This is a genomic window from Mesorhizobium sp. P2_D6 (assembly GCF_056404315.1).
The window spans coordinates 18862-42517 of record NZ_JBFUEG010000014.1; the positions used below are offsets into that span (position 1 = coordinate 18862).

Genomic DNA, 23656 nt, shown 5'->3' on the forward strand with positions numbered 1-23656 from the left:
GCGACAGCGGCCCACTTGCAAGAGGCCGGATACATTTGTGCAGACTGCATCGTCCTGATCGAAACGACCCTTACACGGGGCGGGTCAACATTTTTTGAAAGCAGCTCGCGAAGGGCGGCCGCGTCGAGCATCTGCTCAGCCAGAAGCTTCTTCAGCTTCGCGTTCTCCTTTTCCAAGGCCCTCAGCCGCTTCGCCTCGGAAACGTCCATGCCGCCGAATTTGGCCTTCCAATTGTAGATCGTCGCTTCGGAGATCCCATGCTTGCGAGCCAAGTCCAGCATGTCCGATCTATCCATATTACGAGTGTAACCCGTTTCGACGTTGACGCTTCAGAATTTTGGATCTTCATTAAAGGACACGCTCAAATCGGCGCATTCGATATTGAACGGAGGTCCACTTGCCGCTCGGAAAACTTACATCATCTCACCCGAGGCTCAGTCAAAGTGGAAACAGCGTTCGGCTATCACGTGGATTGAGTACGCTCCTTGATAATGGCGGGTATTTTGCCGCTTGTGAAGCAGATACTTCCCCCCGGATCCCATTGCTCTCGGTCACGGCGAGAAATATCTCGATCTTGCCGATCAGGATCAGTGTCGGGTCCAACATGAAGCCGGAACTTCAGCTCCGGTAGAGGAAGCGCAAACTGGAGCGGCCGATGAGAAGGAGCAGCCATGGCTACCGTGAAAGTCGATATAAATAACTTCCAGTCGGAAGTTCTGGAATCCGCAGCACCCGTCGTCGTCGATTTCTGGGCCGAATGGTGCGATCCCTGCAAGATGATTGCTCCGAGCCTCGAGGAAATCTCCGTCGAGATGGAAAGCAAGATCAAGGTCGCCAAGCTCAACATCGATGAAAACCCGGAACTCGCCGCCCAATTGGGCGTGCGCTCCATTCCGGCGCTCGCGATCTTCAAGGGCGGCGAAGTGGCCGATTTCTCGGTCGGCGCCAAACCGAAGACAGCTCTTTTGAACTGGATTTCGAACGCTGCCTGATCGATATCGCTCAATCTGTACCGCAATGAAAAAACCGTAGATTCTCCCCGTAAAGCGGTAGGGTTCACAGTGATTTACGGGCCTTTGTACAGGGCTCAGCCCTTTGAGCTTCAGCCTGATGTCGAAGCGATCGAGTGGCGAAGAAGCTTTTCATTGCGGCGTTGTCGAGGCAGTTGCCGCTGCGTGAATGCTGCGGCTTTCAAGCATGCCGTTGCAGTCTCGCGTGACCGCCCTCAAACCAATGATGCCCTGTTGTTCACAGGCTTTAGGCGATGCGTTTTGCTGGATCGGAGAGGGAATATGGGCAGCACCGGAGAGTTGGTCGGACAAGCAGGGCGTCCTGATAGTGAAGGAGGCCCGCATCGCATCTCCGACGCAATGTCGGACCAGCATAAGGCGCGCGAAGAGACGCTTGCCATCGCCGGCGCGGTGGTTGCCCGCGACGGCAATCTCGACGGATTTTCGGATTCAGAGTTGGCCGATTTGGTGAACGGCTTCAGCAGATGGCCGGACCAGCAGAAGACGCGCGAAGCGACTGTTGCCATCGCCGGCGCGGTGGTTGCCCGCGACGGCAATCTCGACGGATTTTCGGATTCAGAGTTGGCCGATTTGGTGAACGGCTTCAGCAGATGGCCGGACCAGCAGAAGACGCGTGAAGCGACGGTTGCCATCGCCGGCGCGGTGGTTGCCCGCGACGGCAATCTCGACGGATTCTCGGATCAAAAATTGGCCAATCTGGTGAACGGTTTCGGCAAGTGGCCGGAAGAAGAAAAAGCACGCAAGGGGATCGTTGCCATCGCCGGCGAGCTCGGTTCCAAGGGCCGTCGTTTCACTACTTTCAGCACGCCTGCGCTAGCCAGGATCGCCAACGGTCTGTCGCGCGGTATCGAGGAGGGAGAGACCGCCGGCGAGGTCGCGGAACCCGCCTTGCTGAAGGACCGGCTGCATCAGCTGGCGCACTACCTCCAATATGCCGAGGATCGGCTGCAGCAGGCCGATGTCCATGCCATCGCGAGCATATTCAAGGCGTTGGGCAAGGCGCAGTTGTCGGACGATTTCGGTGCGCTGGCACAGCCGGGGCTGGACAGGCTCGAGGTGTTACGTGCCGCTCCCGGGTTTAAGCTCGACAACAACCTCGAGACGATGGGCAATCTTTGCGCCTCCCTGCTGCCACTAGCTCGCAGCCCGAAGCCGGTGTTGCGCTGGCACCGCAAATCGACGCTGAACCTGCTCAACGCCATCCAGCCGGTGGTGGAACACAAGATCGATGCCCATCTCAAACGAGGCCAGGCCGAGCGCACCAGCGACGCCAATGCAAGCCGCTGCCCGGCGCTTTCGATCTATCAGGTGCTCAAGACCCGGGCGGTGCTGGAGACGCTCTATCGGCGGCCCTATGTCGACGGCGACGAGCGCGCCTTGCAGGCCAGGCAGGAAGAGCTGCACGGCAAGACCAGGCAGATCCTGGACAGTTCCCGCGCCCTCATCTACGCCGACCTTTCCCACATGAGCTGGAGCGTGATCGCCGAGATCGAGGCGAAGGAGCCGCTCGAAGCGCTCGACACCTTCATGGCGCAGAACGCATCGATGATCCAGGCCCAGCATGCAGCCGCCAGCTTCGATGTCCATGGCGTCCTTCAGGCCATGGACCACGAGCCGAAACCGCCGCAAGGCGATGCCGGACTGATGCGGCTGCCGGTGGTCGACATGCAAGGCCGGCCGCTGGCCAGCGAAGCCGAGTTGCGATATTCCATTTTCCACCGCTTGACCTCGGGCTCGGTGAAGGTGTTGGCGGTGCAGCTAAAGGGAACTCCGACTGGCGCCATGCTGACACGCACGTTCACCGTGGAGGGCGTGCCCTACCGCATGGACCTGTTCGGCGGCAGCAAACTGAAGCCGCCGCAAAAGAGCCTGAACCAGCTTGCCTCTCACCTGCCCTTCACGGCCGCAGAGGCCCCAAGCGGCAAGCTTTTGGCGATCCCCTATGCCGAGACGGCTCCGGGTACGGCCTTTGAGCAGCTGTCGCGGGACTGGGCGCCATTCAAGGAAGCCTATTACTATACCCAGCGCCGCGGATTTGCTGCGCCGCCGGGCATCCCCGACATTGGCCCGCATGATTATGCGCTGGAAGGGTGCTTCAAGCTGTCCCTTCTGCCCGACCGCCCCGCAGGCGCAGTGCATCCCTTCCGGTTAGAGGGGCGAGACGGCGAGATCGCCTTGCGGCCGCATGACGGCTGCGGCTTCATCAGGGCCTCACTGGCCGAGCGCATGCCGTCCATTGCCCGGGCTCGCCACGACGCTCCCGAGCGGATGCCTGCCTATGCCGATAAAAAGCAATCGGCGGTACCGCCCTCGGCGCTGCAACATTATCCGCGCAGCGTCGAGGTGGCACAGGAGACCCGCGAGAAGGCTCTGGCTTGGCTCGAAACCCATCAAAGCCTCACCGCCGAGGAGCTGTTCCGGACGGTCACGGGCGGGCATATCGAGGGTCCGGGCGCTATCGCCGTGCCGTCCAGCGACGAATGCCTGCATGTGCCGACCGGCAAGAGCAAGACCTTGACCCGTGACGCTGGCGTGCTTGTCGGACGCTCCCCCTATGACAAGCCCAACCTGCGCCCGTTCGCCGCCGACCGGGTCAGGTCGGCGCGCGATGGCGATCGGACCGCGGCGTTCCTGGATCGGTGCGTGGCCTTCCAATACAGCTTCAACGTCGCGCACAGGTCGGGGGCTGGGCTTGCCGCCGACGACCCGACCTTCTTTGCCAAAGGCATCTTGATCGTTGTGCCCGACGAAATGTGGCCAGCGGCCTTCGCCGAGCGCGGGGTGGTGATGTCTGCCGAGGACGTAAAGTGCCATTCGCGCTGGCTGGAGAAAAAGGACCGGGTCAAGGCCGACACCGCGCTCGAGTGCGTCGGCATCCTGCAGGCGACGGAGGTGTTCGCGCCCGGCTCTTTGGTTGCGGTTCCGAGCGTCGAACAAAAAATGCTCGACGGCGATTTTGACGGCGACCCGGTCGTCATCATCGGCGACCAGCCTCGTCTTTACGAGCATGTGCGCCAGTTCGACGCGCAGCTGCAGGCGCGCGGCATCGCCTCGATGAAGCCGCCGAAGTCGCACACGCCGGCCATTGAGAAAGGCGGCTACCAGTTCAGCCGGTCCAAGCAGATCCTGTCGGCCACCGGGCTGGTGCTGGAGACCTACAGCTGCCTGCAGCGCGACCTGCTGGCGCAGCCGCTGGAGGCGCAACGCTGGTTTGCCGAGCGTGCCATCTTCGGCACCTACGAGGGAATTCATCATGAGCTCAAGGCCGACATCCGCGCACTGTTGCAGGAAGATCGGCCAGATGGCCAGACCCTCCGTGAGCTCATCGCCAGGGCGGGGGAAGACAGAAAGGCCGCCAGGCATCCGGTGGCCTGCGAACTGGCCGGGTTGCTAGTGGCCGAGCTCCAGGACTGGAACCTGCAGCTCAAGAGCGAGCCGGCTCATGAGCAGTCGGACGTCAAGCAGCAGTTAGCGCTATCCGTGGCCTCAACCGGCGCGAAGCCTGCCGTCAGCGCCGACGCCGGCGCGCTCTTGCCGCAACTCAGCGAATCCTATCCGGCAACCGCTGACGCCAGGAAGCGCATCGATTTCCTGCTCAACTGCTACCAGCCGCGCATTGATCCGCGGCCCGACGGCTACAAACCGGACGATCTGCATGAAAGCGCCATCAATCTGTTGAGCGTCGGCATCAAGGTCGGCACTGACGCCTACAAGTCCGATACCGGTGCGCGGATGTTCATGCAAAAAACCACCGGATTGCAGCGGCTCTTGGAGCGGAGGCCGGGCTTCAAGTCGGCGCCCTATGTCAAGGCGCAGGCGGCAAAGCTCCACCAGGGCCTGTTCGACGTCGATGGCAGCCTGGCAAATCTGAAGGACAACCCCACGCTGGCGGCCTCGGTCATGGAGGCCTCGATCAGCCTCGCCGTCGAAAAGCGCATCCTGCCCAGCGCCTTAGCAATCTCGGCCGACGACGACCGCGCCAGCAGGATAACGCTGAGCAGCGAACAGGCCCAGGAGCGCGCCAGGCTCGAAGCCGCCCCCGCCGAAGCGCAAGAAAGCGCGATTAACGAAACTGTGCATGCGGTTGCCGAGCTTTTGCGGCAGGACGGCATCGAGGTGAAGGTGCCGCATCTGGATCAACGGTCGCGCGGGCAGGTCTGGATAGCCGACGAGTTGACCGATCAGAGCGTGAACGCGCCGGAGGCCCAACTGGTCACCAATGCCGTGCGCCATGTCTTCGAGATCCCGGACGAGGCTTTTACGCGCGCCTTCAGGAAGGCGGCACTGGCCTTCGAGGAGCGGGACTGCAGCGAGGTCGAGACCACCAACTGGTTCATCAGGAAGGAGACGCCGGGGTTACGCGGCGTTCACACGGCGTTCAGAACCGCGCAGAACTATCGCTTCGAGGTCGAGTTCCATACGCCGGCCAGTTACCGGGCCGAGCTCGCGCAGCGCGCGCAGGGCGAATGCGAGGAGGTCCCCATTCCCCGTGGTGCCTGGGAGATATTACACTGGAGCTCGTCAGGAGAAAGCAGGTCGAGGGCGGCAGGGACCTCCAGATCGCCCACCGTCGCAAGACAACAGATTGCGGTCGCTCGCTCGCCGCAAGCCGGCGAGATCCTCGCGGCCCTCGGTACGCGGCCGGTCGTGCTCGTCGGCATGCCGGCGAGCGGCAAGTCGACCATCGGCGCTCAGCTTGCCAAGGAGTTGGGGGTGGAGTTTGTCGACATCGATAAGCGTATCGTCGCCGAGCACGGCAATCTGATGGAGATGTTCGCCGACCCTGACCGCGGCGAGGCGCACTTCAGGGACCTGGAGACCAAAGAGCTCGCCAAGCAGTTGGAGAGAGGGTCCATCGTCATCGCAAGCGGCGGAGGCTGCTTTGGCAAGGAGTCCAATCAAGCCCTGATTCTTAACAAGGCGAGGTCGATCTGGCTCGACACCGATCTGAAAGAGCTCCGCAGGCGCCTCAAGAAGGACACCAGCCGGCCGCTGCTGCAAGGCGCCGACATCGAGCAGAAGGTTGACCAGCTGTACGAAGAGCGCAGTCCGTCCTACCAAAAGGCCGACATCAGGTTGCCCCTCGTCCCGCCCTTTCAAAAGGACAAGAAGGACGCCCGCATTTGCGTGAAGGAACTCTACGCTTTCCTGTGCAGCGACAGAGAAGCCGCTCTGCCCGCTGCCGAGGGTTCACGTGTCTCCGGTGCTTCCGGCACAGCCATCAGCATGTCCCCAACAGCGCAGCGCATGCACGATGATCATAACAACGGCTACGATCGCGGGGGCGGCGTCGTGGAAATCATCCAGGCGCCGGCGGCACCATTGAGTGAAGGGGAACGCCCGCCGCCCCTCGACACCCTCACCGCCGACCCGCAGCCTTTGCTGGCCGGCAATAACGCACGAGCGGATTTAGCGTCTTCCACGAGAAGCAGAGAACGCTCAAGAGGACAATAAGCTTTAGCGGCGACAATCAAGGGTTCTTTCGCAGGTTTAGCGCAGGATGCGGGTTCGCGCCGAATGCTAACAAAAAGTGGGAATCGCATGCATAAGTCGTGAGAAGCCTGATGGCCGAGTTGATGCGGCCTGGATGACACAGGAGGATTCGCCGCACAAAGACGAACCGCCGGTGCCGGGTCGCGAGCCAAATCCTGGTGATAGACCGGGAAGGATCAGCTCCGAGTCTAAACGAGGGCATTACGTTGAAAGTACTTAAACAACGCGCTAAGGTCGAACGGAGAGTGAACGCCCGGATGTTCGCTGTCGATACGCCATTTGCGTCTTGTACCGTTACGCCGCTTTGGACAGAGGCTTTGCCACGACCGTTCTGGAGTGGAGTGGAAAGTGGCCCGACGAGCGCTTCTCAAAGAACACGAGCGAAAAGCGCTATTCGACATTGCGGTGAAGCCAGTCTGACCCTCCACTATTCTCCTTCGCCGGCCGATTTGATGGAAATCCAGCTACGGCGCCGTGAACACAATCAGCTCGGCTTTGCGATCCAACTTTGCATGTTCAGGTTGTATGCTCGTCGTGAGGAAACCCGCAGCAATCACCTTGCTCACCTCCTGGGTTATTTGCAGAAGCGAAACGCAACAGCCGAAGATCGGCGTGCCGCATTGCTGTCGGCAATCGAGAAAGCCTCAACAACAGACGCGGGTGCTTCGATAGCTGGCGTCATCGCAGCGGAGTTCCGCAATCGAAATTCGCTGCTCCGGCAGCCAACATCATTGAGCGGATGGGGATCGCGGCGCGGGCCATTGCCCGGCGACGGGCAGAGGGGCCACTGATCGAAGCGATACCAGCTGATCGGCTTGCATCGTTGGACGTGTGTTTGGAGGTCGACCCGACGATCAGTCAAACGCGCTTTCATTGGTTGAGATCAGCGTCAGAAGCGCCTGGAGCGTCAAACCTGGTTGGACTGACCGAGCGGATCACGTTTCTGCCGACGCTGGAGATCGACCCCGCGTTACATGTCCGCATTTCTTCGGGACGTTGGGATCAGATGATATACGAAGGCAATGCCACGCCAGCATGGCTGGCCAACGACTTCAACGCCAGCCGTCAGCACGCTCTGATCGTGGCGCAGGTCATCAAATTCGGCCAGAAGCTTACCGATGATGCCGTGACGATGTTTATCAAGTTGATGGGGAGGCTGTTCTCGCAAGCCAACAGCCGCAAGAAGCAGCGGCACATGGACTGACGACATGCCGCCCCTTCGCGTCGATTGCAGTGATATCTCGAAATCCATTTCGGATCCGCCGTCGACACACCTTAGCCCAGGCTCGATCACGTCAAGGCCGTTCCTGAGGACGCGTTGCAGGGCGAACTCATCTCTCTCTTATATCAAGTCATCGGATAGAGACGCGAGCCGGAATGCAGTTCTTGTTCCGATCCCTACAGGCGTCCCCGGTTACTCCAGACTGCCCGCCGTTCCCAATACGGGCTTTCTTGCTCGCAGAGAGTTCCTGAGCGTTGATCCAAGTCAACAAGGATATTCATTTTGAGCCTCCCCTCGCTCCAGGTCCGCGCGCGAGGGTTCTCCACATCTGCGCTGCGCTCTGCCCAGCACACAAGCACGGTCATCGACCGTACCGATTTCGGCGTGTGATCGATCCGCAAAAGGGGTAGCGATCTGCCGATCGCAAACGAACTCCCTGTAATGGCCGGAAAGGGCATAAGATGACTAAAAAGACAATTGATCGCGAAACGCTGCCTTATCGTCCCTGTGTCGGGTTGATGATCCTCAGTATCGACGGCCTGGTCTGGGTCGGGCGCCGCAATGCAGAACAGGACAATGAATATGCCGGTGCAACGCAACTGTGGCAGATGCCGCAAGGCGGAATCCAAGTAGAGAATATTTGAGTTCGTTTTCAATCGCCTCGGCATGGAGACTATTATGCTGGCATGGGTCGACCATCCGGAATTGGAGAGCTGCAATCAGGTAGTAGGTATCCCAGGTCGCGAGTTTTCGCTCCCTTGATGGATTGTTTTCCGGACATGGCTCGGATGAGGTTGAGGGCGAGGTGGCGGACCATGGCCATGTTTGTGGCGCGTGGCCTGGTCCTCCTTGAATTCACGTAGCCCTTCTCGATCCCCAATGGGGTGGCCTCGGCGAAGGTTTTTGCGGTGAGGATGCGAGAGGAGATGTAGCATCGTCGCTCGACCCTGACCTCGGCGCGGGTCTCGATGTGGGTCTCGACCATAGCGATGGTGATGAGGCCCTTGAAGCGCGGCTCGTCGGGATAGCGCCTTCTGCCACTCATCCAGTCGACGCGCTGTGAGACGAGATGACGGCGCGTCTAGATCGGCCATGGCCCCTTTCGACCTCGGTCATCTGCAACACGAGTGCCAACCTTAACGGACGTGGGTTCTTTCCGGATGCCGCGGCAGCCTGTGAGTGGGGACGCGTGGACCACGTTTGGTGCAATGGGCTGCTATTGACCAACCTGAAAAATCAACGACCGGTTGGCGAATGTGGTGCAAGCCGTTGAAATGACGTGAGCGCCAGAAACTTCTGACCGTCCGCTTCCGCCTGGCGGTTACGTGCGTGTAGCCGAATGGCGGATGATTCCTATGAGGGTAGTTGATGGCGCTGGCGCGTACTCTCAGACGGAAAAGGGTGCAGCGGTCGGCGGCCTGGGCTTCGCGGCCATAGGCGCTGCCGTGGCAAATGATCCGGTGCAAGGCGCCGTTGTCGGTGGCGCCGTCGGCGCCGTTGCCGGTGCGTTGATGGGCCGGGCCAATGAACCGGACCGCTGCCCCTGCCGGGATCGCTACGGGAAATTGTATGCGAAAGTCTTTGGTGGGGCGGCAGCGTTGCTCGCTGCCTGGCCGCCGATGGCCAGTGATGCGGTGTCGGCGGCGTCGTCATCAACGACATCGAGGCCCACGAGCTAGTCCGGCGGGAAATCTTCCTGGCGGGCTTCGTCGAATGCTTAGCATCTCGACAGCTTTGGCGGCTGGATCTCGTATCATGCCGCTGGGCGAGCCACTGGCTGGCTCAAACGCGACCGAAAAAGCCGAGGTCGCCGACAAGATCGAGATGCTTAAGGCCGACAATGTTTCCATTCTGCTGGTGGAGCACGACATGCGATCCGTGATGCGTCTTTGCGATCGGATCGATCCTCGAGAAGTGAGCTGCGCAACACTTCCGATCCGAAGCATCTCGCGCGCTGGGGGCTCGGAATGGCCCTGCCGGGCCCAGATGCGTCTCGCCTGGCAGCCGCCGCCTCAAAACATCGTTGATTTGTAGGTCCTTGGCGCGCTGTGCAATTTGGCGGACCATGTGTCGCTCAAGGGAGCGGATCAGCTTGCTTCGGCGTCGCACCTGATTTCCTTCAAGAAGAGATGCAAGAGCGTTCGATCCGGCACTGACCCTTAAGTGGGGGGCTGGTTTGAGCCGATGCCGGACCGAACCGTCTCAGGGCAACGCCGGCTTTCTGGTGGGCGATTGCGAGCAGGTCGCGGCTAAAACGTGGCGATAATGTGTCACGGAATCACCGATTCCAACACGCACTTCGAAAATGTGACTAGACGTTTGGGAAACGGCGCAGCGCAGCTGGCTTTGCTAGAGGTCTGCAGTTCGGCCGCGAAAGTGCGACTTTGGCTGTGGGAAGAGAACTGACCAGTTACAGCGATCGGATGGAGGATGGGGAAACGTTCACAACAGTGAGTCGGTAGCACGACGGGCGACATATACGGCGGCCAGCCGCCGCAGCTCGACCGGCGCGGACTCGACCAGATCCTCAGGCCTTAAGACTCACAATGGCACTGAGTGACGCGATCATCTTGCCGGTTGTCCTAGCCTCCCCGAGCGACGCGGACGATCGCCAGACTTGCCTGGTCAGGTAAGACGACGCGGCCCCATCGCTCGCTGTCGCGTCGACCCAGGTACTCACAGGAATGGTGAGTTCTGGGTGGCGGCCGCGAGAACTTCTGAATGCTCAGATGATCGCAAGTAATGAGTCTATGGTGCGCTGTCTTTGCGCTCGTCGACACAGCCGCCCATCTTAGCAGATGGGAGCGACCGGCTCGATCTTCACAACGTAGCTGTCGGTCAACAAGGCCTGAACGAGTTAGCGGTGGCAGCACCGGCTCGACTCCCCAACCGCCCGAAGGAGCCGGCGAGCACAAGGACCCTAGCGGACGCTGCCATGCTATCGCCACGCGGGCGCCGGACCACCCAAAGATCAGGCAGCAGTCGAGGAGCTCAAGGCGAAAGACATTCCGGTTTTCGCCGTTTCCGACTTCGCCCCCGGCGTGCGCGAGAGCTATATCGGCCTCAACAACCGCAAGGTCGGGGGGCCGCCGCTTGGATGTTTTCCACGGTCGCAAAACGGCCCGGCAACGGGCGGTCTTCGTCGGCAGCCACCGCTTGCAGGGGCACGAGCTACGCGAAATCGGCTTCGCTCCTATTTCCGTGACAACGCGCCGAGTTTCGAGGTGCTCGATACGCTCGTGACCCTCGAGAAGCGGCAGATCACATACGAGACCACGCTGGATCTCATGCACGGCAACCTGAGCTCGTCGGCTTCTGTATGGTCGGCGGGGGCAGGGGGCCATCAGGCGCTCCGCGAGTTGCGCAAAGCTCAAGACGCCGTCGCGATTGTGAATGAAATCATGCCGGAGTCGCGGTCGGCCCTCGTAGATGAGATCGTCGCGATGGTGGTCGCCACGCCACTGCGCCAGCTTTGCCAGGAGCTGATCAGGCTGATGGCCCTTGCCATCAGCACCGGCATCGCGGGGACGCCGGGGCAGACATTCTGTCGTTCGATATCATCTACCGGAGATATGAAACTGATGGAATTCTATCATGACCGCAGAGTTTCCTTGCGCGAATGAAAGAAAGCTCGATTGACTCTCCCGGCCCATTCCGGTCTCGTGAATCAACGTGCGGTTGCGTCGTGCAGAAGTCAGTCGACGGTCGCGATTCATGAAAGGAAACCCATGCGCCAGGCATCGCACCGCTGTGCACTCGACCACGTCGCGGCGCCTCGACTTACGGCTACAGCGTTTTTCGCGCTCGCCCGTGATCAGTCAAAATCCGCAACCAAGCGGTGGATCCGGCCTTCAACGCAGCCGACAAGGACGTGCTCGGGGCGTCCGACAACATGAAAGTGTCGTTCATCGGTGTACCCGTTCGCGTCGATGCGAACGTCGTGGGCACGCCGACCATCGACCGCATCCTGGACAACAAATCAAGTTCCCTCCTCGATTACGACCTCCGCCTCCTCACCACAATCGCCAATCTGGTTGGGCAGACAGTGAAGCTGCATCGCATGTTCCTGGCAGCGGGAGCGTCAATCGGCAGAAACGACTTTGACTGCTGCCACGGACAGTGTTTTTTCGCGGCGCCGTGGAAGAGCGGACCGGGCAACAAGGTGCCGCAACTGGGCCGATGATGCCAGACAGGCCGGCCACGCGGCCGACTGAGGCTGCTCCTTGGGCCGCCGCTACGGTCCCGTCCGTCGTCAGCGACCAGGCACCGCTGGCGCCTCCCAGCGCAGCCTCTTTAAAGGTACGAGTATGTCAAATCGCGAGCGTGTCATCGCGGCCGTGAAGAGATGGCTCGGTGCAGACAAAGGCGGCGCCTCCTTGGACTGACGCCGCGCCAGATTGGATACACGCTGAGGAAATACGGCATCAGATCAAGCGTCCTTGAAAGGCTGACCGAGGCAAATATCAGGGACAAATCAAGCGTTGGTGGTTGGCGGAGCCTTGGCCCGATGACGAGTGGATGCGGACTGAGCGTCGGGCCAATCCGACCCGGGAGGACAGCCCGCCCGACCTCGCGGGGTCAATGTGCTGACAACGGCGGTGTGAATGCACTGTTGGTCGGCCATGTGCTCTAGACCATCAGTTCATCCCGGATTCCCTCTGCGACTGAAACGGAGAAAAACATGTCCGATGCAAAACTTCAGAGTGTGCTGTCGTCTCTTTCGCAAGTGGCGAGACAGTTAGATGCTCTGCCATCCGATACACAAGCGCCGGATTCAAGTTGGGTAAAACTAAACACGAATGAGAACCCCTTCCCGCTTCCGGCAATCATAATGCAAAGTGCGATTGCAGCTCTCGAACGGCAGTATCTATATCCAGAAGACGATAACATCAGCTTGAGGGAAGCAGCCGCGAATGCCTACAGCGTTTCCATGGATCAGGTGATCGCCGGCAACGGATCGTCTGAACTGCTTGGACTTGTCTACAGAGCATTCCTTACCCCGGGGGATAGCGTGGCGATGATGTCGCCAGGCTTTTCGTTCAACCGCAAACTTGCAACGTTGCAGGGTGCTCAATTTGTCGAAATCGAATTTAGCGAAGATCATTCCTTGCCGATGGAGCAATTGCTCTTCGGTCCTGCAAAGGACGCCAAGTTCATTCTGCTAGCCAATCCGAACAATCCGACTGGAACGTTCGTTCCGGTGGCCGATATCGAACGCCTGGTAGCGAAATCGGACCGCTTGATCGTGCTGGATGAGGCCTACGTCGACTTTGCACCCGAGAATGGTCTACGCCTCATCAATCGCTATTCGAACCTTCTGGTCTTAAGGACATTTTCGAAAAGCTATGCTGCCGCCGGCGTTCGCGTCGGTTTCGGTTTCGGTCATCCTGAAATTATCGGCAGGCTACGCAACATCCAGAACGTCTTCAACATGAATGTGATCGGGCAGGCGGTTGGTATCAGCGTCCTTGCGCACCGCGCCGCCTATGCAGACAACCACAGACACATCAGGCATGAACGACGGCGAGTGATGCTCGCGCTGTCGCAACTTGGATTTTCCGTAATCCCTTCCCACGCAAACTTCTTGCTTGCCCGCGTGCCAACGGGACAGGACGGCTCATGGTGGCAATCAGCCTTCGCAAGGCAAAAAATACTTGTTGCCGTCTTTCCAGATAAAGGTTTGGAAAATTACATCCGCGTCAGCATCGGTACAAAAGAGCAAATGGATGCGTTTCTTCGTGCCGCTAGTCGTATTATCAGAATATTGAATATGTCAACACCCCCGCATTAGGTTGCTAAGGCTCTGCTTTAGCATTTCGCAGGCAATAATCCGAGCGATTACACGGCGAGAAATCTTTAAATTGCTTGGAATACGCAAGCAACCTGACTTGTTGCGTCAAAAATGGAGACAATATCATGGATAAGGCCTTTCCTTCAGGCCTAGCTGTCGGAATCTTCGATCATCTGGACGAGGACGGCCCCGATATCGCCCGACAGTACGAAGATCGCCTGATGTTAGCGGAGGCGTGCGATCACCTTGGGTTCTATGCATATCATCTCGCAGAGCACCATTGTACCCCACATGGGAGAGGTCCCTCACCGAATCTGTTCTTGTCGAGCGTAGCCCAGCGAACCCGGCGCCTTCGTGTCGGCCCGTTGGTAATGCTGCTTGCCCTCTATCATCCGCTACGTGCGTTCGAAGAGATCTGTATGCTGGACCAATTGAGCGGTGGCAGGCTCGAACTTGGGATAGGGCGCGGCTCGCTCCCGATCGAATTGGGTTACTTCGGGATTGGCTCGGACGCGGCGCCAAACCACTATGCGGAAGCCAGCGAAATTCTTATCAATGCGCTGAAGGGCGGCACGCTATCCTATCAAGGTCGCCATTTTGAGTTGAACAGCGTTCCGCTGACGCTAAGAACTCATCAGCGTCCACATCCGCCGACTTGGATCGCCACCAATCGACCGGAATCGGCAGTCTGGGCCGCTGCGAATGGCGTGAACATCGCGTGCGTGGGACCTTCCTCTTCCGTTCGAAGAATCACTGATGCCTTCCGCGCCGGTCGAGAGCACACCAGTGAGGCGGACGACCAAACGCCATTTCTTGGATTGCTCCGCATGGTCGTGATTGGGCGTTCTGAAACAGATGCACGTTCACTCGCCGCACCTGCTTACGAACGGTGGCTAAAGAGCTTTAAATTCCTTTATGATCTCAATGGCATGCCGTCTCCACCAAACCTGCCGCTGACCTTCGATGCAGCAATCGAGAAGGAATTGTGCGTAGTAGGAACGGCAGCTTCTGCGGGACAAGCTCTTCTTGATCAGCTGGAAGCGGCAGGTGCAAACTACCTCCTTTGTCAACCGGCGTTTGGGAATCTGTCGTTAGATGCTTCCCTATATACCGCAACGGCGATTCAATCCGCAATTATGGCTCGAGTTGGCTAACCCCGGTTCGAACGTTCGCTCACCCAACAACGTGCCAAGCGGCATGCGGTCGCTAGCGACGACTAGGTGCGGGTTTCGGATGACCCATCAACCTGTTGGCACAGAGGCATGCGGCTCCTTCTCAAAGCGGCGTGTTGTTCATGGGCGAAAGCGACCGTGTATGCCGCATTTTCACCCCTCGGATAGGGCCTTCATGTCCTAGAAGTAGACCCACGATCGCCTGCCAGACTTGATCGGAGCGTTGGATACGTTCGGCCCGATCAGCTTATCGGCCCGATGTCCTTCGATCCGGCAAGCGCATCGAAAACATGTTGCTTGGCTTGGCGCACGCTCGCTTCCAGCGACGCTCCAAGAGCAAGCGAGGCGGCGACTGCGCTGGCCATCATGCAACCCGTTCCGCGCATCCCACGCGGCAAGCGGGGCGCCTCGAACCGAACTGCAGGTTGGTTCGGCTGCAAAAGCACGTCGACGCAACGGGTTCCTTGTGCATGGCCGCCCTTGACGAGTACGGCGGTCCTCACCGTCCTCGATAGCTCTTCAGCCTGACGACAAGCCCCTTCTTCGTCCGCGGCCGGTGACGAGCCGGTAAACGCAGCCAGCTCGACCAGGTTAGGCGTTACAAGCCGGCAGATCGGCATCAGATCGTGGCGCAGCATATTAATGGCATCGTCCGCCAGCAGATTGCGTCCCGAGGTAGAGGCCAGGACCGGGTCGAGTACCACAGGCACTTGGCAGTTGACCAAAACAGCGCCGACTGCCTCAACAGCCGCCGATGTCCCAATCATGCCTATCTTGACGGCCGCGACAGCGTTGGCAGCGAACGCGGCGCGCATCTGAGCGGCGACAAGCTCCGACGGCACAAGCTTGACGTGCTCGACAGCCGAGTGCGTCTGGACTGTCACGGCGGTGATGGCAAGACAACTGCGCAGCCCGAAGGCGGAAACCGTTTCTATATCGCGGGCAATTCCAGCTCCACCGCTGGAGTCCGACCCGCCAACGACAAGCACATGGGGTTCTCGCCTCAGCGCCATCGCTCCGTCTTTTCGATCCATTCTCGTGTGCGCCCTTCGGGATCGGCATTCAGCGTGATGTCGGTGACCACCGCCGCGCTGTCGGCGTCAGCCGCGAAAACTCCGTCGAGCCTGTCAGGGTTGAGACCGCCAATCGCGACCAATGGGATTGGCGCTACCCGATGCTTCCACTCTCTGATCCGTTCGAGCCCCTGCGGCGCCCATTTCATCTTCTTCAGGATGGTCGGGTAGATGGGCCCAAGCGCGATATAGTCAGGCTCGGCGGCCATCGCCGTGTCCAGTTCGACACCATCATGCGTGCTCAGTCCGAGCCTCACGCCGGCTACCCGAATCCGCGAACGGTCGGCGGTTTGCATATCCTCCTGACCGAGATGAACGAAGTCGCAGCCTTCCTCGATGGCCAGTTGCCAGTAATCATTGATGATGAGCTGGCACCCGTATCGAGCGCACAAGGCCTTCGCTGTGCGGATCTCAGCGCGCAATCCGGCTTCGCCCATGGTCTTGATGCGAAGCTGCACCAGCTTGACGCCGAGCGGCACCAGCCGATCGATCCAGGCTGCACTTTCGACGATCAGATAGAAGGGATCGAGCTTCATGAAAAAACTGCCCTGCCGAATGTCGGTGTCGATGGCACGGCGACGTCACGCGGTTCAAGCATTCCCGAAATGAAGGCTTCGCGACCGGCGGCGACCGCCTTGCCGAACGCACGGGCCATGCCGACCGGATCGGCCGCCTTGGCGACCGCCGTATTCAGGAGCACGGCGTCAAAGCCGAGTTCCATGACGGTGGCCGCGTGCGACGGCCGTCCGAGCCCCGCATCCACGATCAGCGGGACGCCAGGGAGATGGCCGCGCATCGAACGCAGTGTCATCACGTTGACCGGCCCGAGGGCGGAACCGATTGGTGCGCACCACGGCATCAAGACCTTGCAGCCCCCCTCCAGCAGCCGCTCGGCGACGACAAGGTCATCGGTGGTATAGGGGAATACATCAAAACCGTCCTCGCACAGGATGCGGGCGGCTTCGACCAGGCCGAACACGTCCGGTTGCAGCGTGTCGTGGTTGCCGATCACTTCGAGCTTGATCCAGCTCGTGCCGAAGACGTCGCGCGCCATTTTCGCAGTGGTCACCGCTTCCTTGACGGAATGACAGCCAGCAGTATTGGGCAGGATTCTGACGCCCAGCGAGCGGATCAACGACCAGAATTTCTCGCCGGCCCGACCGCCTGCCGTCTCACGGCGCAGCGAGACGGTCACCACCGACGTGCCCGATGCCTTGACCGCATCGGCAAGGATGGCCGGCGAAGGATATTGCGCGGTGCCGAGAAGCAGGCGGGAAGGAAGCGTCGTCCCGAGAAGCTCGAACATGCTAGCCTCCCTGCATCGGCGAAAGGATTTCGATCCGATCGCCGTCGCTCAACCGGAATTCCGCCCGGTTGGCTTTGTGCACGAGGTCGCTGTTGACGGCGGTCGCCAGCCAATCGCCCTCATAGTCGAGCGCGGCAAGCAGCTCGGCCAGGGTGTTGGCGGCAACCTCATGCGCTTCGCCGTTGACCAACAGTTTCATGAGCTAGCTCCTTAGTTCCGTCATGATTGAAAACCAGGTCGGCCGCCTGGCGCGCCATGGCGGGCGCGAGAAGAAAGCCATGGCGATAAAGCCCGTTGATCGCGACGGTGCTTCCACATGCCTCGACACGCGGCAGGTTGTCTGGAAAGGCCGGGCGAATGCCGACGCCGGTCTCAATGATGTCAGCTTCGCCGAATGCCGGATGGAGGGCATAGGCGGCCCCCAAAAGCTCCATCATTGAACGAGCCGTGACAGGTCCAGTGGACTGGCTCTCGATCATCGTCGCGCCGATCATGAAACGGTGGTCGGTGCGTGGCACCATATAGAGCGGAAAGCGCGGATGAAGCAGGCGGACCGGGCGCGACAGCGAGACATCAGGCGTACGCAGGATCAGCATCTCGCCACGAACGCCACGCAGCCTTCCATCGACGGCGGACATTCCCGTGCAGTCGATTTGACGACCGAACCCGGAAACAGCCGGGGCATCGGCGCAGAAGTGGAATTCGACTCCCATCGCCGCCAGCCTGTCATGAAGTGCCGCCATCGCCTGGCGCGGGTCGAGATGGGCTTCGTCGGAGAAGAGCAGTCCGCGGCGGAAGCGGCCGGCGAGGTCAGGCTCGAGCAACGCGATTTCATCCTCATCGACGCGCCGATGACCCGACGTGCGGCTGGCGAACCGGTCGAGTTCGCCCGCATCGCGCGGCGCGGCCACGACCAGTGTTCCGGCCCGCGTCACCTGCCCGGGCGTTGCCGCCTCCCACCAGTCGGCGGCATCGCGTCCGAGATCCAGCACCGGTTGCTCGGCGCTTTCGCGCTCGCACCATGGCGCCAGCATGCCGCCGGCGAACCACGACGCATCGCCGCCGAGGCCATGTCTTGTCTCAGCAACTGTCACCGCCGCGCCGCGCGTGGCGAGTTCGAAGGCGACGGTGAGGCCGGCGACGCCGGCCCCTTTGACCAGCACCCTCATGACCGCTCATGCGCCTCCGGCACCAGCGGTGTGCCGGTCTCGTCCGCCGGCACGTAGAGATCGCCGCCCTCGCGGTATTTCGCCGCCATCGCCGCCATGCCTTCCTTCTGTGCCTCGGCGCGGATGTCGTGGGAAATGCGCATGGAGCAGAATTTCGGCCCGCACATCGAGCAGAAATGTGCCAGCTTGTGCGCCTCCTTGGGCAAGGTCTGGTCGTGGAAGGATCGCGCGGTTTCGGGATCGAGCGACAGGTTGAATTGGTCCTCCCAGCGGAATTCGAAGCGCGCGCGGGAAAGGGCATCATCCCTGACTTTCGCCGCCGGATGCCCCTTAGCCAGGTCGGCGGCATGAGCGGCTATCTTGTAGGTGATCACGCCAATCTTGACGTCGTTGCGATCGGGAAGGCCGAGATGCTCCTTGGGCGTGACGTAGCAGAGCATGGCGGTGCCGAACCAGCCGATCATGGCGGCGCCGATACCTGAGGTGATGTGGTCATAGCCCGGCGCGATGTCGGTCGTCAGCGGTCCTAGCGTATAGAACGGGGCCTCGCCGCAGACAGCGAGCTGCTTCTCCATGTTCTGCTTGATCTTGTGCATTGGCACGTGGCCGGGCCCCTCGATCATCACCTGGCAATCCTTGGCCCAGGCAATCTGCGTCAGCTCGCCGAGCGTCTCCAACTCGGCGAATTGCGCCGCGTCGTTGGCATCGGCGATGGAGCCCGGGCGAAGGCCGTCGCCGAGCGAAAAGGACACGTCATAGGCGCGGCAGATGTCGCAGATTTCGGCGAAATGCTCGTAAAGGAAGCTTTCCCGGTGATGGTGCAGGCACCATTTGGCCATGATCGAGCCGCCGCGCGAGACGATGCCCGTGACCCGGTCAACGGTCAGCGGGATGTAGTGCAGCCGCACGCCGGCATGGATGGTGAAATAATCGACGCCCTGTTCGGCCTGTTCGATCAGCGTGTCTCGGTAGACCTCCCAGCTCAGATCCTCGGCAATGCCGTTGACCTTTTCGAGCGCCTGATAAAGCGGCACCGTGCCGATCGGCACCGGTGCATTGCGCACGATCCAGTCGCGGATGTTGTGGATGTTGCGGCCGGTCGACAGGTCCATCACTGTGTCGGCTCCCCAGCGGATCGCCCAGACCATTTTTTCCACTTCCTCGGCCATCGAGGAGGTGACCGCCGAGTTTCCGATATTGGCGTTGATCTTCACCAGGAAATTGCGGCCGATGACCATCGGTTCGCTCTCTGGGTGGTTGATGTTGGCGGGAATGATCGCCCGCCCGCGCGCCACCTCGTCGCGCACGAATTCCGGCGTGACGAAGTCGGGGATCTCGGCGCCTAAGGCCTCGCCGTCGCGCTCAAGTTTGCCACGCAGGATCTCGCGGCCGAGGTTCTCGCGGATGGCGACGAACTCCATTTCGGGCGTGATGATGCCGGCGCGCGCATAGGCAAGCTGGGTCACCGCCTTGCCCTGCTTGGCCTTGAGCGGCCGGTTGCGAATGGGAAATTCCGGCGTCAGGCGCTCGCCTGCGGCGAATCCATTGTCTTCCGGCCGGACATGGCGGCCGTCATAGGCTTCGACATCGCCACGCGCCGTAATCCATTCATGGCGAAGCCGGGCGAGGCCTTTTTCGATGCTGGTTTCGACTGTCGGGTCGGTATAGGGGCCTGATGGATCGTAGACGATGACGGGCGGTTCGCCCGCCGTCGGATGGACGGAGATTTCGCGCATCGGCACTTTGATGTGCGGATAGAGGACGCCGGACTTGTGGATTTTCCGTGAGGCAGGTAGCGGTCCCGTCGAGACGGCTGGGGTGAGGGCATTCATCTTGAGGCTCCTTTGCTCATGCATTGGAGACCCAGTTCTGTGCCGGAAGGATGAAAAGACGCTTTGGTCGACCTGCCGCAACAGGACCTCGGGCGTAAACTCCCGCCAAGCGCTTACACCGTCCCTACGCCAGTATGAACTGGATCAGGTTCAACGGGTCACTGCGCCGCGAAAGCCAGCAGTATCTCAGCCCCTTGCCGGGACTCCCCTGGTGAATGCGTCGAATTGAACGGGCCGGCGCTGTTTTGTCAAGTGCATTCGGCCCGCGGCGATGATCGGCGACCAATCAAATCCAGCGGAAAAGCATGGTAGTATCGAGAGCAAGTCACGCCCAGACGAGCGGTGAAGCGCCCCCAATAAGGCGAGCCCTCATGCGGATTCGGTCCCTTTTCCAGCACGGTGTTTTCGGGGCTTTCCGGAACGACGCTGCTGCCGCCCAGTTGGGTGAGATTGCTATAGATGTCTGTCTTGCGCGTCGTCGGCAATCCTTCCCCTTCGGCTAGACGCCCCGTTTGTTTCCCCAGAGCAGAACATGAAGCTGCGGCAGTACACGCGCCTCGAACCACCTGTCACGGGTCACCTTTTCAACCAGCCATTCCATGCGCCTCATCACACCGGCCATGTCGATGAACGCGTCTTCGTCGCCGGGACGCGGCGGCGTGTGATTGCCGGGCTGCAGATAGACGGGTAATTGCGGGTAGCGCGCCGCGGCGTCTTTGGCATAGGCATAGTCATCATCGTCGAAGACAACGAGCTTGAGCGCCATCTGCGGCTTATACTGCGCCGCCTCTAAGCAGGCGTCGAACGCGGCCCAATCTGTCGTCATTTCGCTTGAGGGCGGCTTGGGGCTTAGTACCAGCACGTCGAGATCCGCGAACCATTGCTTAGACACCGAGCCTTGGGTTTCCAATGCAAAACGGTAGCCCTCACCATGCCCGCGGTCGATCAACTGGCTAAGCGGCTGGATGGCCGGATTGCCGCCCGACAGCGATACCATCACGGGCTGACCGCCGGAAAGCGCAATGACCTTTTGCCAAACCGCGTCGGGAGACATCATCTCCCAATCATGGCGGAAGCGACGGTCCACCGCATGCAGGCTGTCGCACCAGGAACAGCGATAATCGCACCCCCCGGTTCTTACGAACACCGTCGGCAAGCCGATCAGCACGCCTTCGCCCTGAATGGTCGGCCCAAAAATCTCGCTCACCCGGATTCCGGGATGCAACGCGCAAGTCATGGTCGGTATTCCGCCCAGGTTTTCGGCGTCTCGCTCACCCGCACGGCGGAGGTTTCGGGTAGCCGCACCTTGCACCAGTCGTAGAAGTGCCTGGCCAGACATTCCGCTGTGGCATGGTCATGCCCCAGCACGTCGTTAAGATGCCGATGGTCGAACGTCCCATCGATGTAGTGCTTGAACGCCGCCAGATCTTGGTAGTCGCGCACAAAGCCGTGTTCGTCCAGTTCGCCACCTGAAAGCTCCACTACGACGATGTAGTTGTGGCCGTGCAGACGTGCGCACTGATGATCTGGTGGCAAGGAGGTGAGCTGATGCGAGGCCGAGAAGTGGAACTCTTTGGTAATGCGGAACATCACGCGCTCCTTGTCTGGATAGCGTGGAGCCAGAAGTCTGCGTCCTCATAATCTGTCGGGTCGGTGATGCCGGCCAGATCGAATGCTTCGCGCCGTTCGACGCATGTCCCGCAGCGACCGCAATGACGTGCACCGCCCTTGTAGCAGGACCACGTCGCCTCGAACGGTGTGGCGTACTTTGCCCCCTCGCTGACGATGTCGGCCTTCGACATATTCACATACGGAGCGTACAGGCGGATATCGGCGTAGCCTGCGAGGGCATGGTTCTGCATCGTCTGAAAGGCGTCGATAAAAGCGGGCCGGCAATCGGGATAGATGAAATGATCTCCGCCGTGGACGGCAGTGGCCACCGCATCGGCCTTCTTCGCGGCGGCAACCCCGAAGGCGATGGCCAGCATGATGGCGTTCCTATTCGGCACCACCGTGATCCTCATGGAGTCTTCGGCATAGTGCCCGTCGGGCACGTCCACATTATCAGTCAGCGCCGAGCCGCTCAGGTTCCGGCCAACATCGCGGATATCGACGATCTGGTGCGGAACAGCCAGCCGCTTGGCGCAGATAGCGGCAAAGCCGAGTTCCTTTTTGTGCCTCTGGCCGTAATCGAACGAAAGCAGGCCAATGAGTTTCTGCTCGGTCGCCACCTTGTGAGCGAGCGAAACAGAGTCCAATCCGCCGGAGCAGATGACGAGGGCATTCATGGTTTGAATCCTTGTTTTGACCGGGTAAGGCTGCGACCGGAGATTTCTCTGCGTTCCCACTACTCCACGGAGCCGGTTTTGTGAATGGGGTGGACGCGATTGAGCGCACGTACCTTGTTGTCAGCGTCCCCAAGATGACTTGCACGCGACTTGTCGCGTATCTTCGACCGCTGGGGTGCTGACGCCGGCACTGCGTATATAGGCGTATAGATAATGCAGAAATCACTGCCGTGGCGCAGCAGCATTCCCGACACACCTTCGGCTTGTCCGGTTTGCCCCAGAACTTGACGTCCCGAGTTTCGGCGCTAACGCAAGGGTCGACCGGCAGTCCCAGGGAAAGGCTTCTGCCGCGTGCTTTGCCGTTTTCTGGTCTGCGCATAGATCGCCTCGAGCCGCCCGCGCTTCGTCATTGGTCAGAGCCGGGAATTCCTTTCCGAGGGCGCGGCTCGATAGGAGCCACCATTCTGGTTAAGGAAACGGAAGAGCAGATCGATCAGCCGCTTGGGCGTGTCGATAAAGGCATTCACCTGTTGCCGGAATTGATCGTAGCGCTGCAGAAAAGCTGTTTCGTAAGGAAGGTACCGTTCGATCGTCCGCCGAAGGCAGGCATAAAGAAATTCGGCGTGCGGGGTTGCATCGAAGTATCGGTAGAAATCCCCGGTGTCATTCAGCACCCGGACGTTGAATTGCGGCGTCGGTTCCCATTCGACCAATGGCAGAAGGCGCTTCGAATTGCTCTCCAGCACGCGCCTGTACTCGTCGATCTGGTCCAGGATCGCGGCCGAGACGGGAAACACCACTCCCGGCGATTGAAGCGGTGCATGGCAAGGAGGTGGTGGATCAGGTAGCGGTGAATGCGGCCGTTTCCGTCCTCGAACGGATGGATGTAGACAAAGCCGAAGGCGAAGATTGCGGCGGCGACGACTGCATCAAGGTTTTGCGCTGGGCCTTGATCGAACGCAATTCCAGAAACAACTTTCTGAAGGCGTCGCAAGGCAAGACATTGTCGGCGCTGATCGTCGCCCCAACTGATCCAAGCATCGGTTCCTGCTTGGGTCCAGCGCCCTAGGCGACGCCATGGTCGGCGAGCGCTCTGGCTGACCTTAATCCATTACCCAAGAATCACAGGGTTCCATTGCGCTGATCGAGACGGCTTTCTAGCCTTATCCATGCCATGGATGCGTTCCATCCAAACAACCAAGTTTACGGACCTGTCATGATGCTGCATAGCGAAATACCGGGAGGCACCGATCGATCACTCCACTTCCTTGATCATTAG

At 60.2% G+C, this 23656-nt stretch carries 19 protein-coding genes, 6 pseudogenes and 1 riboswitch; of the genes and pseudogenes, 10 read left to right on the plus strand and 15 right to left on the minus strand.

Annotated elements, in window-relative coordinates; genetic code table 11:
• Window positions 1-68 precede the first annotated feature (68 nt).
• A pseudogene (locus AC1D1L_RS24725) lies at window positions 69-275 on the minus strand (transposase); the annotation flags it as partial.
• Window positions 276-671: 396 nt separating this feature from the next.
• On the opposite strand from AC1D1L_RS24725, the gene trxA reads away from it, so the two are divergent.
• Window positions 672-992 (plus strand): thioredoxin, encoded by a 321-nt coding sequence (gene trxA, locus AC1D1L_RS24730; protein ID WP_010913498.1) that lies wholly within the window; start codon window positions 672-674, stop codon window positions 990-992.
• 150 nt (window positions 993-1142) lie between these two features.
• Here the strand turns inward: trxA and AC1D1L_RS24735 are convergent, their stop codons facing one another.
• The gene (locus AC1D1L_RS24735) at window positions 1143-1322 is read right to left on the minus strand and encodes a hypothetical protein (protein ID WP_168992077.1); all 180 of its coding nucleotides are present in this window, start codon (window positions 1320-1322) and stop codon (window positions 1143-1145) included.
• Between AC1D1L_RS24735 and AC1D1L_RS24740 the strand changes: the two genes are divergently transcribed.
• The 3 genes and pseudogenes from AC1D1L_RS24740 to AC1D1L_RS24750 form a co-directional block, all read left to right on the plus strand.
• A complete protein-coding gene (locus AC1D1L_RS24740) occupies window positions 1293-6485 on the plus strand; it encodes a shikimate kinase (RefSeq protein ID WP_477344044.1) in 5193 nt (1730 codons plus the stop codon). The two genes, AC1D1L_RS24735 and AC1D1L_RS24740, sit on opposite strands and share 30 nt — an antisense overlap.
• Before the next feature lie 387 nt (window positions 6486-6872).
• Window positions 6873-7725: pseudogene (locus AC1D1L_RS24745) on the plus strand (DUF4158 domain-containing protein); the annotation flags it as partial.
• A 482-nt stretch (window positions 7726-8207) separates the two neighbouring features.
• Window positions 8208-8372 (plus strand): annotated as a pseudogene (locus tag AC1D1L_RS24750) (RNA pyrophosphohydrolase); the annotation flags it as partial.
• Between the two features lie 50 nt (window positions 8373-8422).
• Here AC1D1L_RS24750 and AC1D1L_RS24755 read toward each other — a convergent pair.
• Complete coding sequence (locus AC1D1L_RS24755) at window positions 8423-8791, minus strand: hypothetical protein (RefSeq protein WP_477344045.1); 369 nt, start codon at window positions 8789-8791, stop codon at window positions 8423-8425.
• Between the two features lie 301 nt (window positions 8792-9092).
• Between AC1D1L_RS24755 and AC1D1L_RS24760 the strand changes: the two are divergent.
• The 6 genes and pseudogenes from AC1D1L_RS24760 to AC1D1L_RS24785 all read left to right on the plus strand — a co-directional run.
• A pseudogene (locus AC1D1L_RS24760) lies at window positions 9093-9317 on the plus strand (glycine zipper domain-containing protein); the annotation flags it as partial.
• Between the two features lie 184 nt (window positions 9318-9501).
• Window positions 9502-9780 (plus strand): hypothetical protein, encoded by a 279-nt coding sequence (locus AC1D1L_RS24765; RefSeq protein WP_477344046.1) that lies wholly within the window; start codon window positions 9502-9504, stop codon window positions 9778-9780.
• 1190 nt (window positions 9781-10970) lie between these two features.
• Window positions 10971-11369: a hypothetical protein gene (locus tag AC1D1L_RS24770; protein ID WP_477344047.1), complete on the plus strand. Its 399-nt coding sequence runs from the start codon at window positions 10971-10973 to the stop codon at window positions 11367-11369.
• Window positions 11370-11575: 206 nt separating this feature from the next.
• Window positions 11576-11812 (plus strand): annotated as a pseudogene (locus AC1D1L_RS24775) (GAF domain-containing protein); the annotation flags it as partial.
• Between the two features lie 615 nt (window positions 11813-12427).
• On the plus strand, window positions 12428-13537 hold the full coding sequence (gene hisC, locus AC1D1L_RS24780; protein WP_477344048.1) for a histidinol-phosphate transaminase: 1110 nt from the start codon (window positions 12428-12430) through the stop codon (window positions 13535-13537).
• A gap of 125 nt (window positions 13538-13662) precedes the next feature.
• Window positions 13663-14691 (plus strand): LLM class flavin-dependent oxidoreductase, encoded by a 1029-nt coding sequence (locus tag AC1D1L_RS24785; protein ID WP_477344049.1) that lies wholly within the window; start codon window positions 13663-13665, stop codon window positions 14689-14691.
• Window positions 14692-14951: 260 nt separating this feature from the next.
• Here AC1D1L_RS24785 and AC1D1L_RS24790 read toward each other — a convergent pair whose 3' ends face one another.
• The 12 genes and pseudogenes from AC1D1L_RS24790 to AC1D1L_RS24845 form a co-directional block, all read right to left on the minus strand.
• A complete protein-coding gene (locus tag AC1D1L_RS24790; protein WP_477344115.1) occupies window positions 14952-15722 on the minus strand; it encodes a hydroxymethylpyrimidine/phosphomethylpyrimidine kinase in 771 nt (256 codons plus the stop codon).
• Complete coding sequence (locus AC1D1L_RS24795) at window positions 15713-16318, minus strand: thiamine phosphate synthase (protein ID WP_477344050.1); 606 nt, start codon at window positions 16316-16318, stop codon at window positions 15713-15715. The genes AC1D1L_RS24790 and AC1D1L_RS24795 overlap by 10 nt, the downstream gene beginning before the upstream one ends.
• A complete protein-coding gene (locus tag AC1D1L_RS24800; RefSeq protein ID WP_477344051.1) occupies window positions 16315-17088 on the minus strand; it encodes a thiazole synthase in 774 nt (257 codons plus the stop codon). The genes AC1D1L_RS24795 and AC1D1L_RS24800 overlap by 4 nt, the downstream gene beginning before the upstream one ends.
• Window position 17089: 1 nt before the next feature.
• Entirely contained in the window at window positions 17090-17287 is a 198-nt protein-coding gene (gene thiS / locus AC1D1L_RS24805; RefSeq protein WP_006334020.1) for a sulfur carrier protein ThiS, read from the minus strand.
• A complete protein-coding gene (gene thiO, locus AC1D1L_RS24810) occupies window positions 17256-18257 on the minus strand; it encodes a glycine oxidase ThiO (RefSeq protein WP_477344052.1) in 1002 nt (333 codons plus the stop codon). Before thiO ends, thiS begins: the two co-directional genes overlap by 32 nt.
• A complete protein-coding gene (gene thiC, locus AC1D1L_RS24815; RefSeq protein WP_477344053.1) occupies window positions 18254-20089 on the minus strand; it encodes a phosphomethylpyrimidine synthase ThiC in 1836 nt (611 codons plus the stop codon). Before thiC ends, thiO begins: the two co-directional genes overlap by 4 nt.
• 103 nt (window positions 20090-20192) lie before the next feature.
• Window positions 20193-20309, minus strand: a riboswitch (TPP riboswitch).
• A 28-nt stretch (window positions 20310-20337) separates the two neighbouring features.
• Window positions 20338-20574: a hypothetical protein gene (locus AC1D1L_RS24820; protein ID WP_477344054.1), complete on the minus strand. Its 237-nt coding sequence runs from the start codon at window positions 20572-20574 to the stop codon at window positions 20338-20340.
• Between the two features lie 14 nt (window positions 20575-20588).
• Window positions 20589-21326 (minus strand): 7-carboxy-7-deazaguanine synthase QueE, encoded by a 738-nt coding sequence (gene queE, locus AC1D1L_RS24825; RefSeq protein WP_477344055.1) that lies wholly within the window; start codon window positions 21324-21326, stop codon window positions 20589-20591.
• The gene (queD, locus tag AC1D1L_RS24830; protein ID WP_044548957.1) at window positions 21323-21679 is read right to left on the minus strand and encodes a 6-carboxytetrahydropterin synthase QueD; all 357 of its coding nucleotides are present in this window, start codon (window positions 21677-21679) and stop codon (window positions 21323-21325) included. Before queD ends, queE begins: the two co-directional genes overlap by 4 nt.
• The gene (queC, locus tag AC1D1L_RS24835) at window positions 21679-22377 is read right to left on the minus strand and encodes a 7-cyano-7-deazaguanine synthase QueC (protein WP_010913518.1); all 699 of its coding nucleotides are present in this window, start codon (window positions 22375-22377) and stop codon (window positions 21679-21681) included. The genes queD and queC overlap by 1 nt, the downstream gene beginning before the upstream one ends.
• A 413-nt stretch (window positions 22378-22790) precedes the next feature.
• Window positions 22791-23174, minus strand: coding sequence for a hypothetical protein (locus AC1D1L_RS24840; RefSeq protein ID WP_477344125.1), 384 nt, complete (start codon window positions 23172-23174; stop codon window positions 22791-22793).
• An 89-nt stretch (window positions 23175-23263) separates the two neighbouring features.
• Window positions 23264-23371 (minus strand): annotated as a pseudogene (locus AC1D1L_RS24845) (hypothetical protein); the annotation flags it as partial.
• Window positions 23372-23656: the final 285 nt, after the last annotated feature.